This window comes from Aneurinibacillus uraniidurans, assembly GCF_028471905.1.
In the GTDB taxonomy this organism is placed as follows: Bacteria; Bacillota; Bacilli; order Aneurinibacillales; family Aneurinibacillaceae; genus Aneurinibacillus; species Aneurinibacillus uraniidurans.
This window is the reverse complement of the sequence record NZ_CP116902.1, coordinates 2,411,794-2,431,762: the sequence shown is the minus strand read 5'-3', so window position 1 is coordinate 2,431,762 and position 19,969 is coordinate 2,411,794. Positions and strand designations below refer to the sequence as shown.

Below are 19,969 nucleotides of genomic sequence, written 5' to 3'. Positions count from 1 at the left end.
CTCTCTTCAGAGAGACGACGGTGTTGAAAGAAACGATCAAGTTTGTTGAGGTCGTACCGCTTTCCTACTATGACGGTAACTGCCGTGGGGAGATTGAAGTAACGGCGCGTGTCACGCAGGAACCAAACTGTGTGGAAGCGCGAGTAGCAAGCAACGGGGTAATCGTCTTATCTGTTGAGCGTGAATACGCCGTTGAAATCGTCGGAGAAACAAAGCTGTGTATCGTTATCTGTGACTCATGCGGAGACGACGAAAAAGATGAGATGTATACGGACGAATTCGAAGACATGGATGACTTCGCTGACCTTGATCCTGATACATTCCTGGATTAACCGGCACATACACCGCAGCTAACATGGGAGGAGCGTCCTCCCTTTTTCTTTTCCTAGATAAAAGTGTTGAACCTTTCCCGAAAGGAAGTATCGTACATGACATGTTTCCTGCTGCATCAGGATAAAAAAGAAGCGGCCTTGTTTGCATCCAATTTCTCATGGTCATCTGGAACATACGTGCCTGCACCCTGGCCTGCTGTAACGGTGCAGTGGGGAGAGTGTGGTCTGTCGTGCAAAGAATCGCGCACAATTGTGTTAAATGGAAGCGAAGCAATCGAAAATGCGACTGATCGAGATATCTGGCCTGGAGTACTTGCAGAGGCAGGGATTCCGACTGTACATACAGTACGCGGATTAACAGCGAAAAGCACAAATATACGCCGCTATATGGCAGTTGTTTTTCAGCAGGAGGTGCTGGCACTGTATGAAGCGAATGGTCAGCGACTCTGGTTGCATGATCGGGTGATGGATACAGAAGAGTCATATCAAGAGATTACGATGGATTCCGGGCAGCGAACCATCCGCCGCTTGCTCTCGTATGCGGTGCGTAGTATCTACAGTCTTGGCCTCGATTTTGGTGCTGTATATGTGGGAGTAGATACGCGAGGGCAGACGGCGGTGCTTGCGGTTAGGCCAACATTTCCGAAGATAGGAGAAATCAATCGGAAGTTCCAGTGTGCAGTTGAGACATTTATAGCAGGCTATGAGCAATCATATACACGTACGGTGATGATTGGAGCTGATATTGAATTCGTACTGCGTACTCCGGGTGGAAAAATGGTAATGGCTTCGCATTATTTTCCGAGAGATGGCATTGTTGGCTGTGACCGAGTGTGGTGGCGTGGGGATATTACACGACGACAGTTTCCCATCGCTGAGCTGCGACCTGCGCCTGCGGACACACCGCGGGGATTGTTTCGTAACGTATACCGCGCTATGTGTCGGGGCATTCAATTGATCGGCCCGTCTAATCTAGCTTGGGAGGCCGGAGGAATGCCACTTCGGGGATATCCGATTGGTGGACATATTCATTTTAGCGAAATTCCTTGTAATGCTAGACTGTTGCGAGCGCTCGATACGTATGTGGCTCTGCCTTTATTACTTCTGGAGAATGAAGCGTCACGGGCACGGCGCCCGAAATATGGGCAGCTTGGTGATATGCGTCCCCAGTTCCACGGTGGATTTGAGTATCGGACTTTGCCGAGCTTTATTGTCTCACCGCGTATTACGCGCGGTGTGCTGGCACTGGCTCATCTTATAGCGCGCGTGTATCGTAAGCTTCCAGTACGAGGACTATTTTTAATTCCAGAGCTGCATCATGCTTTTTATACCGGTCAGCAGGATGTGCTATTGCCGTATGTGGCAGAACTGTGGGAAGATCTTGAGTCTCTTCCTGAATACAAAGAGTATGAAGCATATATTGCCCCATTTCGGGAGTTAGTAGCGCTGCGCGCGGTGTGGGAAGAGCATGTGGACATTCGGATGGCCTGGAAACTCCCACCGTTCCAGCCCGACATGATCGTGAATCGAACGCATGAGCCCAGTATGCTATAATAGAGCCGATTAGTAGATTTTTGCGGTACAGGAGAGAGAAAACGGATGACACATACGCCGATGATGCAGCAGTATTTAACGATAAAAGCCCGCCACCAGGATGCATTCCTATTTTTTCGGTTGGGCGATTTTTATGAACTGTTTTTTGAAGATGCGATACGAGCGTCTAAAGAGTTGGAGATTACGCTCACAGGTCGTGCAGGTGGTACGGATGAGCGGATTCCGATGTGCGGTGTGCCGCATCATTCTGCGGATGCCTACATTGCACAGTTGATCGAGAAAGGCTATAAGGTCGCGATTTGTGAGCAGGTGGAAGATCCGAAGCAAACAAAAGGCGTTGTTCGTCGAGAAGTAACCCGTATTATTACACCAGGTACCGTTATGGAAGGCAAGCTGCTCGGGGAGAAGGAAAACAACTACTTGCTTAGTGTGTATGAAGCAGACGGCTTGCTTGGACTTGCGGCCTGTGATATCTCTACCGGGGAGTTCTATACAACAGAAGTACGGGGCGTTACAGGTATGCTGGACGAAATGACACAGTATAGCCCGTCGGAAATCGTCCTGCTCACATCAAATACAGACGAAGAGGAGCTAGCAGAGCGGCTTGCTCCTTACCAGGTAGTCGTAACACGCCGTTCGCCAAATCTGGATGATATCGATCGGCCGCAGGATGCGCTAAGTGGACTATTTAGTGATATTGCAGGGGAGCGGTCTTGTACGGGATCGATGCTTGTTGCGGTGCGCGGGCTTCTTGCTTACCTTGAAGAAACGCAGAAGCGTTCACTGGCACACCTGCATCGGATACAACTATATGAAGCAAACGAATATATGGTACTCGATCCGTTTACCCGCCGTAATCTGGAGCTGGTGGAGACGATTCGTGACAAAACGAAAAAAGGATCACTGCTCTGGCTGCTTGATCAGACCGTAACCGCGATGGGTGGACGGCTGTTGCGGCGCTGGATTGATAAGCCGCTGCTTGGAGTCGCACAGATTGAGCGGCGTCAGCGTGCGGTTGAACAGTTAATCGATGGCTGGATGGTACGGGATGAGCTGCGGACGCTGCTTGGGGATGTATACGATCTGGAGCGTCTCGCCGGGCGGATTGCGTACGGAACGGCGAGTGCGCGTGATCTTGTGCAGTTGAAAACATCGCTTGCGACCATTCCAGCTTTGAAGCAGGCACTGGCCGAACTTGCCCCCGGCGCAGATGTGCTGCGTGAACTTGCGGATGGCATGGATGCCTGCCTGGATGTGGTGGAGATTATCGAGGAGGGCATTACGGATGATCCGCCGCTTGCTTTAAAAGATGGTGGCCTCATTAAAGAAGGCTATCATGAATATTTGGACAAGCTGCGTAATGCAAGTCGGGAAGGAAAGCAGTGGATTGCAGGTCTTGAGCAGCAAGAGCGTCAAATTACAGGCATTCGTTCTTTAAAAGTCGGCTATAACAAAGTGTTCGGCTATTATATAGAAGTGACAAAAGCGAATCTTGGCGCATTGCCACCGGGACGGTACGAGCGAAAGCAGACGCTTGCCAATGCGGAGCGCTTCATTACACCAGAATTAAAAGAGAAAGAAGCGCTTATTCTTGAAGCGGAGGAGAAGCGAACAGGTCTTGAATATGAGTTGTTTGTCGAGATTCGCGAGGCGGTAGCGCGAGAAGTGAAGCGGCTGCAGGCGCTGGCTCAGCAGGTCGCAACGGTTGATGTACTGCAATCGCTAGCTGCTGTTGCCCAGGAAAATCGCTACGTGAAGCCACAAATCATAGCCGACGGCCAGATGATGATTACCGAAGGCAGACACCCGGTTGTGGAAGCGGTACTGCGTGGTGAGCCGTTCGTACCGAATGATACGAAACTTACGAATGAGCAAGCGATGCTGCTGATTACCGGGCCGAATATGGCGGGGAAAAGTACATATATGCGTCAGGTGGCCCTGATTGTCATTATGGCGCAGCTCGGTAGTTACGTACCAGCAGAGTTTGCTACGCTTGCCCCTGTAGATCGGATTTTCACCCGGATCGGGGCAGCGGATGATCTCGTAGGCGGGCAGAGTACGTTTATGGTTGAGATGAAAGAGATTGAAGTAACGCTTACGAATGCGAATGCACACAGTCTTGTGATCATTGACGAATTAGGCCGTGGTACGTCCACATCGGAAGGGATGTCGATTGCGCAGGCGGTGATTGAATATTTGCATGACGTAGTGGGCTGTAAAACGCTTGTATCCACGCATTATCATGAGCTGTCGCATCTTGAATTGACGCTGCCGCACCTGCGTAACTTCCATATGGCAGTTGATGAAGTGGATGATACGGTTATTTTCTTGCGTAAATTAATTAGCGGTCCAGCAGATAAAAGCTATGGCATCTACTGTGCGCAAGTCGCCGGTCTGCCAGAGCGAATCATCGAGCGAGCGAATGAGCTGTTGAGCAGTTATGAAGGGATGGTACTGCCGTCAACCGCCAGTACGACACCAGCTGCCATTCCACCAGAACCGATCGAAAGCGTGCAGGTACAGGAAGAGCCTGCAGCTGTTTCGGAACAGGTATCGAATGCTCAGGTACAGCTCGCACTGTTTGAAGAACCAGTGCCATCTGCTTCTCCTTCAGGAGGAAAGGTGTCAAAAACAGAAGAGAAACTTGTGCAGCAGTTACGAGAAGCTGACCTGTTGAACATGACGCCGATGCAGGCAATGAACTTTTTGTTCGAGCTTAAAAAGCAAGTGTAGGAGGATGACGGCATGGCGGACATTCAAGTAATGGATGCGCAGCTTGCGAATTTGATTGCGGCGGGTGAAGTCGTGGAGCGTCCGGCTTCTGTCGTGAAGGAGCTGGTCGAGAATGCGATTGATGCAGGAGCGACACGAGTCGAAGTATATCTTGAAGAAGGCGGATTGATGTCCATTCGTGTGGTCGATAATGGACGCGGCATGGACCGAGAAGACTGCTGTCTGGCGTTCGAGCGGCACGCCACAAGCAAGCTGATGCGGGAGCGCGACTTATCGCATATCCGAACTCTTGGCTTTCGTGGCGAGGCGCTGCCGAGTATCGCTGCTGTCTCTCGTACGGAAATCAAAAGTACACAAGCAGGCTCCACAGGCGGCACGCGCGTGCGGATCGCTGGCGGAGTCGAGGAAGTCGTAGAGCCGGTCGCGCATCCGCGTGGGACAGAAGTGCATGTGATGGATTTGTTCTATAATACACCTGCTCGACTTAAATATATGAAAACAATTCATACAGAAGTCGGGCACGTATCCGATGTGATGAATCGGCAGGCACTATCGCATCCGAGCATTTCCTTTGTATTGATGCATAACGATAAGCAGCTCTTAAAAACACCAGGGGATGGCAAACTCTTGCACGCCATCGCAGCCGTGTACGGCATGAACATTGCTCGCAACATGGTTCCGATTGAAGCGGAATCCCTCGATTACAAGCTGTCTGGCTATCTTGCCCGACCAGAGATTACGCGGGCTGGTCGCTCGTATATATCGACGATCATTAATGGTCGTTACGTGCGTAATCATGGGGTGAATAACGCGATCTTACGCGGGTATCATACATTGCTGCCGATTAACCGAAGTCCGATTGCGGTGCTTGCGATTGAGATGGAGCCATCGCTTGTTGATGTGAATGTTCATCCGGCGAAGCTTGAAGTGCGATTTAGTAAGGAGCAGGAATTGTACAGCTTTGTGGAGGAAGAAGTTCGCCGTGTATGGAGTAATAAGCGTCTTATTCCCGAGCCGGGCCGCACTCGCTTAAACGAAGCGCCGCGCACGCCGAAGCCACCATCCTTTCAGACGTCAATGGACTGGTCGGTGTTCGTGCCTGAACAGGCGGAAACATCAGATTCGACCGCGTTGGACAAACGTCGAACTTCTTTTTCGGAAGATCGTCCGGGAGAAGCACAAGAAGCAAATCGACCAGGCAAGCTGTACGATTCACTAGGTGGCCAAACGTACGAACAGTCGTTGCTTGCGACCGAGCCTGCTGTGCTGGTGGAGAAATCTATGCAGGGCTCTGAGGATCAGCCGGAGCCTGATTCGATAGCGGAGCCGAGCGTATCGCTTGTTGTAGATGAACAAGTAGAAGAAGATATAGCTGACATGGTAGAGACTGCCTATGAGCCGGATGAAGGGGTATCGAATGAGGATCAGGCAGAGTCAGCAAGTACAGGGGAGCGCGTGCCGGACATGTATCCAGTTGGACAGGTGCATGGCACGTACATTATTGCGCAAAATGCGGAAGGGATGTATATGATCGACCAGCACGCTGCGCAAGAACGGATTTTTTATGAGTATTTCCTGAATAAGCTGCACGAAGAAGCGGTGGAGAGTCAGGACTTGCTGATTCCGATTACGCTGGAGCTGACCACGGCAGAAGCGGGAGCGGTGGAAGCACACCGTGACTGGTTCGAGCAGATCGGTGTGCATCTTGAGCCGTTTGGGCTAAACAGTTTTCTTGTACGTTCCCACCCACGCTGGCTGCCGAAGGGGGAAGAAGAGGCCATTATTCAGGAAATGGTGGAGATGGTTGTGAAGCCGGGGCGCAAAGGCATTGATGTGGTACAGCTGCGGGAAGCAGCCGCGATTACGATGTCATGCAAAGCCGCGATTAAGGCGAATCGCCATTTGAATCATGCCGAGCTAGAAGCGCTTATTGAGCGGCTGCGCCGGACGACGAGCCCGTTTACATGCCCGCACGGTCGACCGATTATTATTCATTTTTCGACGTATGATATTGAGAAGATGTTTAAGAGGGTTATGTAATAACGATTGAATTACTTATGATAAATAAGAACCGGAAAGCCAAGTTATATCAAGGGTTTTCCGGTTTTCTTCTTAATGGAGAAACGGCAGGAAATCAAAAATGCTCACATTTTGCTCACATTGTTTTTCTCTTGGCTGCTTGGAAGGCTTGTTCGAATCGATCTGAAGATTCTTTTTGCATGTCGAGCGTAACATGACTGTACACGTTCATGGTCATTTGAATGTTTGAGTGACCGAGTCGTTCAGAGACTACTTTTGGATGTTCACCAAGCTTCAACATAATCGTCGCATGGGTATGGCGTAGATCATGGAAGCGAATCGGTGGCACGTCAACCTTACCTAAAAGCTTTTTAAAGTGGTTGAATATATAATTGGGATTGACCGGTTCACCCGTTTCTTTTGCAATTACATACCCGTTATCTTGGTAGGCTTCTCCGAGCATCAATTTCATTTTTTGCTGTTGAAGTCGATGTTTTCGTAGTTCTTCAACTATCATATCTGAGATTGAGATTACGCGGTTTGAGCTCCCGGTTTTCGCCTCCTGGCATACGATTCCGTGCCCTTTTACAAAGGAAAGACTCTTATTGACACTTATCTTACCTTCATCTAGCATACAATCCGTCCACTTTAATGCTAAAATCTCTCCGCGGCGCATGCCGGTAAAAATAGCGAGGACATAGGTCATATAAAAGTGTTGCCGTGTTTCTTTAGCTGCCTCTAAAAAAGAAATCGCTTCTTCCAAAGTCCATACACGCAACTGCTTTCTTTTGCGGCTTGGTGGCTCGACTTTATCCATGATGTTCTGCTTCAGTAACTCCCATTTGATCGCTGTGCGAAATGAATTTTTAAGTATACTATGCAAATATTGAACAAATTCTTCTGTAATACCTTCATCTAATAAAGAGCTATAAAATCGCATTACATGGATGGGTTTGATATCAACTAGCTTACGATTTTTGAATGCAGGAATAAGCCGGGAGCGAACAGCACTTTCATATCCTGCATATGTAGTGGGGCGAAGTGTTGGTTTCGCCACAAGCTGAAGCCAGTCATTGATGAAAGCGCCGAACGTGGTTTTCGTTTCTTCGATATACTCTCCGTTTTCAAGCTCCATGATAAGCTTTGCACAGGCTTTTTCAGCTTCTTTTTTTGTTTTAAATCCGCTCAATGCTTTTTGCTTCCTCTTACCGGTCTCCGGGTCTTTCCCTACATCAATTGTAAACGCCCATTTGCTTCCACGTTTATGAAAATACCCTTTCATGTTTCTTTTCCCCTCCTTGTTGGTGAATTATATCGAATGTTTACATAGGAAAGGAGATCAAGACAAAGCTTGTCCCTCGTACAGTAATGTTGTTGGCATTTTGTCCTCTATCATGCATGACGTAATCCGAAATGCTATAAGCCAAAGTAAAGATATGGGACATCTACTCAAGAGCATACAACCAATTGCTGTTGACGTCGCCACTTTGCTTCTTGCTCTAGCCAGTATCGACTCCAGATACGCCGACGAATGTCTTTCAGGCGATTGATGACATACTCATATGGAACTTCAAACGACTCTACCAAATCCCAGGGAGATGATAAGAGATACGGTTCAAGCTGACGCAGCATAAAGGCAGGCATCATGGCAAAGCGTAAGAAGCGGCGAATATCTAGCTCCATAAGCTGGCGCTGTGCATTTGACATGGCAAGCTGATCACCTTCATGGACTAAGACGTGCCCAAATTCATGAAAGAATGTTTGCTTATATGCAAAGCCTGTTAGCCCTTTTGTTAGAAAAATAACTCGTTGGTTTTCACTCCACATACATTTTGGTTCAAGGAACCAATAACGTAGGTCGATGGAAAAAGTACGCATGAGGTTTTCAATGCGTAAATCCCAGGGGTGGAGAATACTGTGGCTTCTGTATATGTCTTCGATCGTTTCCTCGATCATGCCCGGTCGGTAATACTCCCACATTCTTGTAAGACCTCCTTTTCAGGAACGTAAGTTCGTGTTTTGAGGTAAAAAATAAGGCCGATGGAATCGGCGATGATGTACGTATCCATTATATACCAAATATATCGTGTTTTTACAATATATTTGGATGATGAAGGAAAAAAAGAGAAAAGATTGCGGATATGCTTGTACACCTTTCATCCACATTTTGCATGATACTCTATTACTTTACGTTATGGAGTAGAAGTAACATAAAGAAATCTAGTATATACCAGATAGGGTGATACGTCAGGCTTTTTTCGATGAATATTTTCACTCTATAGTATGTACTAGGAAGCAAAGTATCCTTTTGTTGAGTATTTTTTAGTGGAATAATGCACCGTTAATCATGCATACGTATACTACTGCACGTTTCTTTTTTTGTGATTTTATAATTAATCGAAGAAAGAAGGGAAAAGTAATGAGTGCAAATGTACAAGTAGGATTGTTTCTTGCTCGTTATCAAATCGGAGGGGATAAGCCAGGTGCACCTTTATTTCAGCTCGATTTAGCTGTAAATACCCCGAAAGAGCTGGTTAGTGGACTCGGTCATATCACCCAAGCAGTAAATCCACCAATTGACTACACGTATCATGTGCAAGGAAATTTCACGTACATGACCGTTATGCCTAATAATACGCACATTTTAGTGGTAGGCAACGGAGTGCGAGAAGGTGTTCTTCCTGGTGTAGACACTAGCTCAAACCCTCCTACTTTAACATTTAGAATTGTTTTAGAAGGGGATTGGAAATCAGGGGTAGCAAATTATCAATATCTTGATGCATATGGCAATGTACATCGTATTTCAGATGCACCTGTGAAAATAGTGGAATAGATCATTTCATATATAAAAAGCCTGACATATTCCTTTGTGGAAATTACGTCAGGCTTTTTATTATATATTACAAATGTGTTTATAGAGGTTCAGTTGGGCCGATTTCTGTGTGGACATCGAAAACAGCCGTATTCTTAATGATACCTTTTATGGTTCCAGAAGTTTGGTTAAGAACACTATTAGCGCTATTGAACCAAAAGTATGCTGGCTTATATGGGGGTAGTATTTCTAAAAACGGATAATCAACACTTGTGTAATTACCTTTTTTATTTATAGAGAAATATTGACAGCTTATTAGCTGGATTAGCTTAGTTTCAATCACTAATCCTTTCTACAAATTCTGCAATAATGGTTTGATTTCTTCCCGAATCCTTCGCTTTATACAAGGCTTGATCAGCCAAATGAATCAATTCTTCAGCCGAATCGGAGTGTGAAGAATAGTGTGCGATGCCTTGTGAAACTGTAATAGTTTGTCCAATGGGATTGGAACTCTTTTCGAGCATAACGCGAATTCGTTCAGCCACAAGATAAGCTTCCTCGACAGAGACATGAGAAATAAGTGAAATAAATTCTTCACCTCCGAAACGACAACATACATCACCTGGTCGGACGCATGAAGTAATAATTTTCGCGAAATGCTTTAATACTTCGTCCCCACCTTGATGACCAAATGTGTCATTTATGGATTTAAATCGATCAATATCCATAATAATAATAGAAAAAGAGATTTGCTCCTCAATCCATCTGTGCATGATTGCCTCAAGTGCTCTTCTGTTTGTTAGCCCGGTCAATGGATCGGTCATTGCCTCAAGCGTCAATTGGTCAGTCTGTTTTTTAATATCTGTTACTGCATATCTAACTGCTTCCGTTAACAAATCAACCTCTCTATTCCAGTGTCGTTTTCCTTCAGGAAGTTCGACTTTTTCTTCTCCAATTTTGGTCACAAAGTCCGCAAGGGCTACAAAGGGTCTCGCTAATCCGCGTGCAAGCCCTATGACGACTAGCATTAATAATACAAATGGAGGTAGCATATAAAAAAGAATGGCTTTTATCTGATCATTCAATTGTTCATAAACCACACTAATAGGAGAGACCACAACTACACCCCAGTCATTTTCCGGAACCTTTACGTATCCTGCTAGTAAATGTTCTCCTTTCAAATTGACCATCTGTTCCTGTCCACTTTGTCCTTGCATAAGCTTTCGAACCACTTGATTGGCACTGATATCCTCGCCTAAACGACTTTCATAATGATGGAACAACACATGCCCGTTGGGTCCTACTATGTAAAAATATGAACCTATTTTATCTGTAGGGTTGTTTTCGAAGATCATATTTAATACGTTTTTTTCTTGAAGATAAATAGTTCCTCCTATATACCCGCGGTATCTACCTTTCTTATCGTAAATGGGCTCGCTCATAAATACGATGAGGCGTTTAGACTTCGTAGTAATATAAGGTTTAGATAGATAGGGCCCTTTTAATGCCAATGCAGCTTTTGCTTCTTTTGTGCTAATATATCGTCCAACTGTATCAACAGATTTCGGAGATATATTTCGAACAACTCCTGTTTCATCCACCACGACAATAGAATTAAAATAGTTGCTACTATGACGTATTAATTCTAGATTCGCGTATACTTCATCAGCATTCATAGAATCTATATTTGATAAGACGCCCGAGGAATAGTGCAAGCTACTTCGCATAGATTTAAATAAAGTGTCTACAGTACGACTCATTTTGGCTGCGCTTGTATAATTTAAGGTGAGTGTAGTGTCGATCAATGCTTTTTTTTTCGATTGATAAGATGCAATAAGAAGAATGGTTAATGTTATAAGAACAGACAAGGACACTAGACCTGTTAAAAGTAAAGTCAGGCTTATTTGTTTACGTTGACTTTTTTTGCATAGTGGAGACATCAAATTCCTCCTTGTATTTATGAGATAAATATTTAATTTGCATAATTTGCGAAACTGCGACTAGGATTATAAATCAGAGTAGAGTAGACCGTAATTTTTCATTCTGCATTCGTATAGTTAGCTGATTCGGCGATCGAGTGTATATTTTTCTCCTGAATCATCCGTTTCAGAATTATGAAGGAATGTGGTGGGAATTTCTCATGATAGGTTCCTACTTTCGTACTAGTTTAGGATAATATACAAACTATTTTCGCGAAAGGAAGCCTATTTTTCAACTTTTATTTACTTTTTTGTATAGTTTTTTGGTTGATGAGTGTTTGGTGGAATATCATGTAGAGATTATAGTTGTTGAGTTTGTTAATTCAATAATTAGAAAGGGAAATTGATAGGTAATTAGGGGGGCGAATATAAACAACAGCCAGACATATTCCCGGGTAGTATGTCTGGCTTTTTTAGTTCCGTTAATAGGCATGTAGTATGGCTCTAACTGTGAGTATTAACCAATTTTGCGAGCGTAAAAATAGATGAAAAGAGAGAAAACGGATGATAAACAGATTAATAAGATGATATATAAAGATATAAAGAGATAAACAATCTATTTCGTTGTTTTAATTATTCTGAATTTTTGTTATATTTATTTTACACCAACAACAGTTGGACAACCTTCTACTCAACCCACTACACCTGAATGGATGTGATGACGATGATTGCAGAGGGTAAAATTCAATGGATGCTTGCTCCAGGTAAATAGGGAAAGGCGATGTACACAGCAGTCGAATAACGAAAGAAGGAAGGTGTGGCACTTCCCGAGATCGTTAGGGGTGTACAGGTATATAAACTAAAGTAAGAAAGGAGAACGAAAAGTTGAATAGCGAGGAAATACAAACGTAGCCCTGTGCTCTCCGTGAATCGAGAACACAGGGCTACGTTATTTTTATTACTCCCTAGTATGTACTAGGGAGGGGAAACTGTATGCAAGAGCTGCCAGGATGAACTTACTAAATTTAGAAAGGGCGATAAGTACCTATAACAACAGTTCTCCTACCGACATTGATACTCCTTTTAATTTGGACTTAGTGAACCTACGACTCTTCCAGTTGCCTTGACTCCCAGCGCCACCAACTCATGAATACCAAGGAGAGTGCAATGATTGTAAGGATAACCCCAAGCAGTCGAAAACCTCCAGCGTTAAACTGTCCCCCCATAACGACTCCTGTCAACAATGAAGATAAAATGGTCCCCAGATATCTCGATGTATTGAATATTCCGGATGCTACACCGATCATTTCTTTTGGAGAATTTTGGAACAAGGCTGCTTGCATACCGACACCGTTCAACCCGTTGCTAATACCGAATGCAGCTAACGCCACACACACACTGATAACCGGTGAAGTTTGATTCAATGTTACAATCCATACTGAACCAAATGTCATCAGCACTGCAGATACCAATAAAGCAGGCATGGGTCCTGATTTATCGATCCATCGTCCTGCGATTGGAGAAGCAATGAGTGAACACAAGCCTAAGGTTAGCATGAGAATCCCTGTATGGAACTCGCTTACATGACGTACCATTTGCAAGTAGGACGGAAGCCCGAAAAAGAGAGCATAAAAAAGTACGTTAACGAGCATAAATTGGACATTGACCCAAGTCATCGCAGAATATTTAGCGAATGTGCGCAAAGGAATAAAGGGTGACGTTGTTTTTAACTCATGCCGTACGAAAGCCCCCAGTGCAACGAGGCCGATCAAGCCGACAACCACATGTCCTAATGAGACATGCTCGGATGATTTTGTTGACAGTAATCCAACGAGTAGGGCAACCAAACCCACTGTGAAGAGCAGGATCCCTGACGCATCAATCAAATCAAACCATTTGCGAAAGGATATATTGCGTGCAACGGGTGCTAACGGTTCGTCCTTAGGAATCGTCCGTAAGGCTAATAGAAAGCTCGCCACCACGAACGGAATGTTGACAAAAAAGATCGCTGGCCAATCCCACCAGTGTATCAAGACCCCGCCAATAAATGGGCCAATTGCTGCCGCTCCGGACATGAATATGGCTAAAACGGACAGCGCAGTTGCTTGTTTCTCCGTAATATGAATTCGTACAATAGCCATTCCAACTGCAACTATCATGCTTGTTCCGATGGATTGCACGATGCGGAATACGATGAGCCACCCAAAGCTTACTGATAATGGGGCTAATAATGATGCAACGAAGGATACAACAAGCCCAGTAAGAAATATCTTTCTACGACCGAATAAATCGCTGGCTTTGCCCATAATAGGTTGAGCGATGGCACTTGCAATGTAGAATGAAAAAATAATCCAGGAAACAACTGTAAAGTCAAGGCGGTACACATTTTGCAGCCTTGCAATAGCAACAGAAATCATTGAGGAGTTTAATGGGTTCAATAGTGTCCCTAGTCCAACAGAAATCATCAACCACCTACCGCGAGCATTCATTTTTGAGTTCCCTCCCGAAGTGTTTTAATGATATCTTACTTGAAATCTTATATTTACTCTAACGCATTTAATGTTATGATTTCATTGACTAGAAGGAATAAATGGAGGATGTGAAATGGAACTTCTTCAACTTCAGTATTTTCTCGCGGTAGCTCGATTGGAACATGTGACCGAAGCGGCGCGAAGTCTTCACGTTACTCAATCGTCACTAAGCAAAACGATTCAACGCTTGGAGGAGAATCTAGGGGTTCCTCTATTCGATCGAATAGGGAGAAGACTGCGATTAAACGAGTTTGGAAGCAGATTCCTTCGCCGTGCAGAAAGGGCTTTGTTCGAATTGGAACAGGGGAGACAGGAGCTCAGAGATTTATCATCCAGTCGGGAGCATGGTGCGCTCAAGTTGGCGGTAACCACCGCAAGCACGTTACCCAGTATCCTTCGACAGTTTCGGAAAAGGAGGCCTAATATCCAATTTCATGTGCAAATGCTGAGCACGCAGGAAATGGTTACGCTTCTCTATAGAGGAGAGGTAGATTTCTGCTTGTCCTCGCCTCCTATACAAAGGGATGACATTGAGTGTCAAATCGTATGCATCGACCCTGTCCTTGTTGCGGTTCCAAAAGGACATCGTCTAGCAGACCGAAACAGCGTATCCTTGATAGAACTAAAGGATGAATGGTTTGTCGGTGTAAAGAAAGGCTACGGTATACGCGATTTAGTGGACTCTGTATGCAAATCGGTTGGATTTATACCTAAATATGTGTATGAAGGAGATGAACCAGCAAGGCTAATTACGCTTGTGGAAGCCGAAATTGGCATAGCTTTCATACCAAGCACGGCTAGGGATTCACGGGAACATATCCAATATCTCCAAGTAGAGGATCACGAATTTGTACGGGAGATCGCTTTATTATGGCACCGAAGTCGGTACATTTCGTGGGCTGCTCGGGAGTTCCGTGAGGTCGTTGTAGAATATTTTGGGTCGATATCCAAACAGACGATTTAATTATGCTACTTTGCTGGTATTACCTCTAGGAATAGGATAATTATAGTTTTTATGGCAAAAGAATAAACGAAGATGGAATGATATAGCTGCAAAAACCTATGTAATAAAAATATAAAATCGAAGATATTGTAATGATAAAAAAGCCTAACATACGCCCTTTTCTATAGGGGAGTATGTCAGGCTTTATTGTGTTTCAATTAATCCAGGCAGAAAAGAATATCGTTTTTTAAGCGGCGAACGAGTAGTTTAATCGTTGGGTAGGTTCTAAATTTAATAAATCTTGCAGGGAAAATAGATGTCCTTGACGAATAGAGTACATAAGGAGACCAACCTTTCTCATTGAGTTGTCTAGTCAACAACTCTATTCGAGATTTGGGGAGGTACTCCTTTTTTTCATGTCTATTGAACCTTACGGCTCAAGGTTTTTAGGTTATGAAATTGATTCAAGTAAAAAAAATCAAAAAATTTTTCAAAGTGTTAACCCTTCACAAAAAAGAAATAGGAACTTAGATAAGTGATGATTAAACTGACACACAAAACAATAATGATCACTGTGCTTTGCAAAGAGGTGGGCAATAATATAGTACCAATAAAGAGGATTCCAGCGATGACTAAAACTTTCCCGCCGAATCGATGTGTTCTCCTCCAAACATCTTCATTCGCTATCGCCCAAGGTGTTCGAATTCCAAAAAAGTAATTTTGTTTGATTTTTGGCATGTAATTACCAAGAAAAATAAATAAAACGCCTAGAAAAACAGGAATAAAATAGTTCGTGTTATGAATCCAACCTAGACTAAGGGATAGAGCCAGGATTTGGAATACAAACAAAAACAGAAGGATTCCATTAGTTATTAGTTCGTAGGTCTTCCCAAAACGAACGTAATTGTCTTTTCTGGGATCAACTTTTGGTAAGAAAAGCATTAATGGAACTAGAATAAGCATAATTACTGGTAGCAGGAATGCTCCGAATGCTTTGTGCTCATATCGATCCACACTACCATCTATACCCCAATGAATGGGGAATTGTTCCGGTAACATTCGATAACAAAATAATGTGACGCCAAACGCTAACAGGATTAACAAAAAACCTAACCATTTACTTTTCATTTTCTTTCACCTCTTTATTCTTATCTAAAAAGTCTAGAAACCACCCTACTACTTCTTCAAAAACGCTTGTATTCAGGGAGTAAATAACTTGTTGTCCTTTTTTCTCAGAGTCCACAAGATTAGCTTGTTTTAAGATATTGAGATGATGAGAAATGCTTGGTTTCGCCATCTCAAAGTGGTCCGCAATTTCACCTGCGGTCAAATCTTTGGTTTTTAGCAAATGCAATATTTTCCTTCTACTAGGATCAGATAAGGCTTTAAAGGCGTCATTCATTAAATTCACCTGCCAACTTTCAATTAGATATTTAGATAATCATCTAAATAAATGGTAAGGTATTATCACTGAAATGTCAATCTATTTGGAATGAACAAAGTTTTCACTGCCACTGCACTACGAAATTATAATTAGTCGATAAGAACTGCAAAGCCCAACCAATGGATAGTCAGGCTTTTTGTATATCTAAATATTATGCAAGGATTACATTTCCCTACGGATTCCATTATGACAGTAGCTTAGTCATTGCTTATATTCTTGGTCAATCACATGTAGATGCTAAAAAGTAGAGTAATGTTATTATTCCTGCTGTCCAGATGGATGGCGGGATTTTTTTTGCTTAAAGAGGTTTTTAATCCCTTCACAAAGAATGGTAATAAGCGGATAAAATCGGAGGGATAAAGAATGCTATGTCACTTTTGTAAGGGAACGGATAGTATAACTGTATATATGTACGTAGATAGAAATAATAAAGTTTTTTCAGAATCTGAACTAGAGGCTTTTCGCATTCTACATCCAGAAGCTATAAACACAACATTTAGGAAAATAATTGTTTGTGGATTGTGTGAGTTTGAAATGGATAGGGATAAAAAACAAATGTAAATCCGTACGGTCAAAAAACTCTCAGATGAATGAGAAGATTTTTATAGTGTTTATCAATCCGTATCAGTGCTGTTTTCAGGTATATAACTTAGAAATAAGACACTCCCACCATCCGTTCAAATGGTAGGAGTGTTGTTACTTTTTCTTTCTTCTGATTAACTCCTCAATCTGTTTTAAAATTAGCCTCGCTGCCCTTAAATGGGCAGCTAACTGATTCCTACTTCTCTCAAGGCTTCTTTTATCTTTCTTGCTGCTATAACTGGTCGTTCTACGAATTCATAATGAACATACATTAAGCGTGGTTTTTCAAATAACCAGTGATTATGGATAGCGGTGGTTCTAATTCCGCGTCTATGAAGAGCACGCACAAAGCGATTTACTTCCCTTTGTAGAACTGTGATTTCACCTGTGTTTAGTGTCCTACCCCTTTTATCCATCGATTCAAAAACAAATTCCTGTTCAACCTCATATTTTTTACCTAACATTGTTACGCGAAGATTACGCTTCTTTGTAACGTCACAGCGGTTATTTTCATGCATACCTTTGCCACCAAGAATATGGGCTAAGCGGTTACAAAGTTGTTTGGAAATGGGCACCCTATCTCATCCCCTTTGGTATAACTTAGTACAAGATACGCAAATGAGATGAGCTTTGTTTTAGTTTTCTAAACTAATTTTAAAAAATAGACCATCCCCCATTGTATACAGTCAAAAGCCTCCCAGACGAGTGGGAGGCTTACTTTAGTTTTCACCAGTGCTGTATCTAAGAGAAAGGGAAAATTTCGTGATAAGGGGGGGAGATAGGCAGAAAGAAATGAGCAAATCTCTTTAGATCCAATTTTACTGGGCAAATAAGATCACTATTTTTTAACGAGTTGAATCGATTTTGTTTTATGGAATTAAATGTATGGAATATAATAAGAGAAATAAAAGGGAATGAGGGATAACATATGAAAGTCACAGACGTTGTACGTAGAGTAGACGGGCTGGAGATCTTCGTAGAAGGGGAGAATGTAATTTTACGAAATTATGTTACATTTACTCGATAAAGAGGAGGAATAAACGTGAGTGAACAATACTCTATAACCTTTTTAAACAAATCTACTAATAGCGGTAATTTTTGTGTATTTCAAGAGGCTCCTAAAGTAAAAGATCAAAAAGTACTATCTCTTGCATGGCTTACTCAAATGGCGCATCCCAATACAAAAGGGGCTTTCGAATGGAATGTTGATTATAGTTTTGTTTGGTCTGAAACAGGGACGCTTACTCCAGGCGTTCAATTTATAGCAAATGAAGTACTGCCAGCTGGCTTGAACAAAAATAACGCGGTAACACTTGCTTATGAGGATGGAGCGTACCGATTTGTAAATCAAACCACACAAAGCAGTTCAGATGGTCTACACATTGACCAAGATTTAAATATTCCGTTCAAAGAAGCATCTGTTGGTGTCGGAATGTCTGGAAATAGTGTATATGCGGTACAGGCACAGTCTAATCTAGATTTGCGCTTTATTCCTCACTCAAAATATTACATCACGTTTGGGGACTACACAGAAGGACAGGTACTAGATACCGAAGCGAAAACAAACGCGGTAGAAGTCCAATTCGATCCTGGTGTGTATTCAATGACCGTTATATTAAATGAAGATCATACATGGACGATCGAACCAACGTCATAATTTCACTTAGAAATGTAATTGAATAAAGCTTCAGTACGTAAAAAATCCTGACATATTCCCGAATTTGCATTCTATATGTGGTCAGAACTAAAAAGCCGCTTATTTTCCAAAAAGGAAGTAAGCGGCTTTTTAGGGTTCTACAAATTTACCCCGATGTCGTCAGGGATGCCTGGACATCTGGACTAATTTCTATGTGAGGATAGTTAATTTGTTCATCGAATTCTACCCAGTCGAGATTGGACATCATCAGCAGGTAGCGTTTACCGCTGGATGGGTCGCTGATGATAAGGTGGTCACGACCAGCTGTTTCTACGCGCCCGCGGTAAACCATTGCATTCCATTTGCTGTTACCTTGGTAAGTAAAGTAGAATGTACCGACCTTACCTTTGTTGAAGCGTAAGATATTTTCGATAAATGATTCTTCCATCTTGCCTGTTGGAAGTTGCTGTCCAGTCCCCATCGGAACTACCGGGGTGGCATAAGAGGGTCCAGAATGCATAGTCGTCGGTGGGCTGCCGCCAGGTTGTCGTGCGATACTGCCCAGCATCATGGAAGCTGGATAAAAACCAGGATAATAATTCACCGGATAATAAGTAAGATCTCCACAAGTCATGAGAAGGTTATCTCCTTTTTAATTTATCTATAAAACTCTTCACAGTAGCCTGGTACAGCGACATAGAAGCAATGATTCTTGTGCGCAAAATCGAACTTTGTCATGGGGGATCTTGGCATCGTGTCGGTACAAGGAGCTCGGTATTTTTTCCCCGGACTGGGGTTAAAAAACCACAAACTCATTCTGGCCCGAGGGTCCCGATCACCCTGCAACAAATTCCTAGCCCTCTGGAGGTCAGCTTCTCTGGGACGTTGTGTATACAATGTTCCATTTAAGACGGGCTCGAAGTGAGGAATTCCAGTTCCAGGTATGGTTTGATAGATCGCATCTCTGATATTGCGCAACCCTTTGAAGTCAGGAGCACAGTCAGCCTCGACCCGATTGGACACAACCGTTCCCACCATGTTCATCCCTTGGACTCCTTCACCGGCCGCTTCCGCCAGCATTAGCCTCGCTAACTCCTCCACGTCACGTGAAGTATGTTTTATTCGTCTACCCATTTTCTCACCCCCTTCGGCTTATATAGGTAGCTTATTGACTGAAGCTGGTTTTGGTGACTTGCCTATCAGCACGAACCTTGGAATTTTCATCATCAACGAAAAGAGTCTTGTCCTATTCCCTAGATTTTCGCCACACCTTGAGTCATGCTACTAAATTTTATAATTCTACAGTAAAGAGAACTGATAGCACAAAGGAGTTCAGCCGAGATATCTGTAAAAATGGATCATAGACCAATTTAGTATGACAGTGAAGGAGCAGGTGTTGGCTTCTTAAAAAAATCACCGAACTTTTTACTAGAGGATAATAGAATATAAAAAACTGCCTCTTCA

16 protein-coding genes are annotated in these 19,969 nt (G+C 43.4%); 7 read left to right on the top strand and 9 right to left on the bottom strand.

All coding sequences use genetic code 11. The features are described from left to right. The first annotated feature begins 20 nt into the window (after window positions 1-20). The 4 genes from cotE (at window position 21) to mutL (ending at window position 6,659) form a co-directional block, all read left to right on the top strand. Window positions 21-332 (top strand): outer spore coat protein CotE, encoded by a 312-nt coding sequence (cotE, locus tag PO771_RS12115; RefSeq protein ID WP_272559935.1) that lies wholly within the window; start codon window positions 21-23, stop codon window positions 330-332. A 96-nt stretch (window positions 333-428) separates the two neighbouring features. Further along, entirely contained in the window at window positions 429-1,886 is a 1,458-nt protein-coding gene (locus PO771_RS12110; protein WP_272559934.1) for a putative amidoligase domain-containing protein, read from the top strand. Between the two features lie 45 nt (window positions 1,887-1,931). Continuing rightward, entirely contained in the window at window positions 1,932-4,619 is a 2,688-nt protein-coding gene (gene mutS / locus PO771_RS12105; protein ID WP_272559933.1) for a DNA mismatch repair protein MutS, read from the top strand. A 12-nt stretch (window positions 4,620-4,631) separates the two neighbouring features. After that, window positions 4,632-6,659: a DNA mismatch repair endonuclease MutL gene (mutL, locus tag PO771_RS12100; protein ID WP_272559932.1), complete on the top strand. Its 2,028-nt coding sequence runs from the start codon at window positions 4,632-4,634 to the stop codon at window positions 6,657-6,659. 115 nt (window positions 6,660-6,774) lie between these two features. On the opposite strand, the gene PO771_RS12095 is transcribed toward mutL, so the two are convergent. Then, window positions 6,775-7,920, bottom strand: a complete 1,146-nt coding sequence (locus PO771_RS12095) for a site-specific integrase (protein WP_272559931.1) — start codon at window positions 7,918-7,920, stop codon at window positions 6,775-6,777. Window positions 7,921-8,087: 167 nt separating this feature from the next. After that, window positions 8,088-8,618 carry an ImmA/IrrE family metallo-endopeptidase gene (locus PO771_RS12090; RefSeq protein WP_272559929.1) on the bottom strand — a complete coding sequence of 177 codons (531 nt, stop codon included), beginning with the start codon at window positions 8,616-8,618 and terminating at the stop codon, window positions 8,088-8,090. A 439-nt stretch (window positions 8,619-9,057) separates the two neighbouring features. Here PO771_RS12090 and PO771_RS12085 point away from each other — a divergent pair, with 439 nt between their 5' ends. Further along, complete coding sequence (locus tag PO771_RS12085; protein ID WP_272559928.1) at window positions 9,058-9,471, top strand: DUF1842 domain-containing protein; 414 nt, start codon at window positions 9,058-9,060, stop codon at window positions 9,469-9,471. A 314-nt stretch (window positions 9,472-9,785) separates the two neighbouring features. Here PO771_RS12085 and PO771_RS12080 read toward each other — a convergent pair whose 3' ends face one another. Beyond that, window positions 9,786-11,390, bottom strand: coding sequence for a sensor domain-containing diguanylate cyclase (locus PO771_RS12080; protein WP_272559927.1), 1,605 nt, complete (start codon window positions 11,388-11,390; stop codon window positions 9,786-9,788). 1,082 nt (window positions 11,391-12,472) lie between these two features. Continuing rightward, window positions 12,473-13,858 (bottom strand): MFS transporter, encoded by a 1,386-nt coding sequence (locus PO771_RS12075; protein WP_272559926.1) that lies wholly within the window; start codon window positions 13,856-13,858, stop codon window positions 12,473-12,475. Window positions 13,859-13,973: 115 nt separating this feature from the next. Here PO771_RS12075 and PO771_RS12070 point away from each other — a divergent pair, with 115 nt between their 5' ends. After that, window positions 13,974-14,864, top strand: coding sequence for a LysR family transcriptional regulator (locus tag PO771_RS12070; RefSeq protein WP_272559925.1), 891 nt, complete (start codon window positions 13,974-13,976; stop codon window positions 14,862-14,864). Between the two features lie 477 nt (window positions 14,865-15,341). On the opposite strand, the gene PO771_RS12065 is transcribed toward PO771_RS12070, so the two are convergent. From PO771_RS12065 to PO771_RS12055, 3 genes are all read right to left on the bottom strand, one after another. Further along, the gene (locus PO771_RS12065; protein WP_272559924.1) at window positions 15,342-15,971 is read right to left on the bottom strand and encodes an SdpI family protein; all 630 of its coding nucleotides are present in this window, start codon (window positions 15,969-15,971) and stop codon (window positions 15,342-15,344) included. After that, on the bottom strand, window positions 15,961-16,245 hold the full coding sequence (locus PO771_RS12060) for an autorepressor SdpR family transcription factor (RefSeq protein WP_272559922.1): 285 nt from the start codon (window positions 16,243-16,245) through the stop codon (window positions 15,961-15,963). Before PO771_RS12060 ends, PO771_RS12065 begins: the two co-directional genes overlap by 11 nt. An 809-nt stretch (window positions 16,246-17,054) precedes the next feature. Then, the gene (locus PO771_RS12055) at window positions 17,055-17,444 is read right to left on the bottom strand and encodes a DUF1259 domain-containing protein (protein ID WP_272559921.1); all 390 of its coding nucleotides are present in this window, start codon (window positions 17,442-17,444) and stop codon (window positions 17,055-17,057) included. 467 nt (window positions 17,445-17,911) lie between these two features. Here PO771_RS12055 and PO771_RS12050 point away from each other — a divergent pair, with 467 nt between their 5' ends. Continuing rightward, on the top strand, window positions 17,912-18,526 hold the full coding sequence (locus tag PO771_RS12050) for a hypothetical protein (RefSeq protein ID WP_272559920.1): 615 nt from the start codon (window positions 17,912-17,914) through the stop codon (window positions 18,524-18,526). Between the two features lie 145 nt (window positions 18,527-18,671). Here the strand turns inward: PO771_RS12050 and gerQ are convergent, their stop codons facing one another. Both gerQ and PO771_RS12040 read right to left on the bottom strand, forming a co-directional pair. Beyond that, the gene (gene gerQ / locus PO771_RS12045; protein WP_272559918.1) at window positions 18,672-19,139 is read right to left on the bottom strand and encodes a spore coat protein GerQ; all 468 of its coding nucleotides are present in this window, start codon (window positions 19,137-19,139) and stop codon (window positions 18,672-18,674) included. Window positions 19,140-19,162: 23 nt separating this feature from the next. Further along, window positions 19,163-19,585: a cell wall hydrolase gene (locus PO771_RS12040; protein WP_272563155.1), complete on the bottom strand. Its 423-nt coding sequence runs from the start codon at window positions 19,583-19,585 to the stop codon at window positions 19,163-19,165. Window positions 19,586-19,969: the final 384 nt, after the last annotated feature.

Bases quoted from the DNA above. Each gene is read 5' to 3' on its own strand.
- PO771_RS12095 (WP_272559931.1), bottom strand. From the start codon at position 7,920: ATGAAAGGGTATTTTCATAAACGTGGAAGCAAATGGGCGTTTACAATT.
- PO771_RS12085 (WP_272559928.1), top strand. From the start codon at position 9,058: ATGAGTGCAAATGTACAAGTAGGATTGTTTCTTGCTCGTTATCAAATC.
- PO771_RS12070 (WP_272559925.1), top strand. From the start codon at position 13,974: ATGGAACTTCTTCAACTTCAGTATTTTCTCGCGGTAGCTCGATTGGAA.
- PO771_RS12040 (WP_272563155.1), bottom strand. From the start codon at position 19,585: ATGCTGGCGGAAGCGGCCGGTGAAGGAGTCCAAGGGATGAACATGGTG.
- gerQ (WP_272559918.1), bottom strand. From the start codon at position 19,139: ATGACTTGTGGAGATCTTACTTATTATCCGGTGAATTATTATCCTGGT.
- PO771_RS12075 (WP_272559926.1), bottom strand. From the start codon at position 13,858: ATGAATGCTCGCGGTAGGTGGTTGATGATTTCTGTTGGACTAGGGACA.
- PO771_RS12110 (WP_272559934.1), top strand. From the start codon at position 429: ATGACATGTTTCCTGCTGCATCAGGATAAAAAAGAAGCGGCCTTGTTT.
- mutL (WP_272559932.1), top strand. From the start codon at position 4,632: ATGGCGGACATTCAAGTAATGGATGCGCAGCTTGCGAATTTGATTGCG.
- mutS (WP_272559933.1), top strand. From the start codon at position 1,932: ATGACACATACGCCGATGATGCAGCAGTATTTAACGATAAAAGCCCGC.
- PO771_RS12080 (WP_272559927.1), bottom strand. From the start codon at position 11,390: ATGTCTCCACTATGCAAAAAAAGTCAACGTAAACAAATAAGCCTGACT.
- PO771_RS12090 (WP_272559929.1), bottom strand. From the start codon at position 8,618: ATGTGGGAGTATTACCGACCGGGCATGATCGAGGAAACGATCGAAGAC.
- PO771_RS12065 (WP_272559924.1), bottom strand. From the start codon at position 15,971: ATGAAAAGTAAATGGTTAGGTTTTTTGTTAATCCTGTTAGCGTTTGGC.
- PO771_RS12060 (WP_272559922.1), bottom strand. From the start codon at position 16,245: ATGAATGACGCCTTTAAAGCCTTATCTGATCCTAGTAGAAGGAAAATA.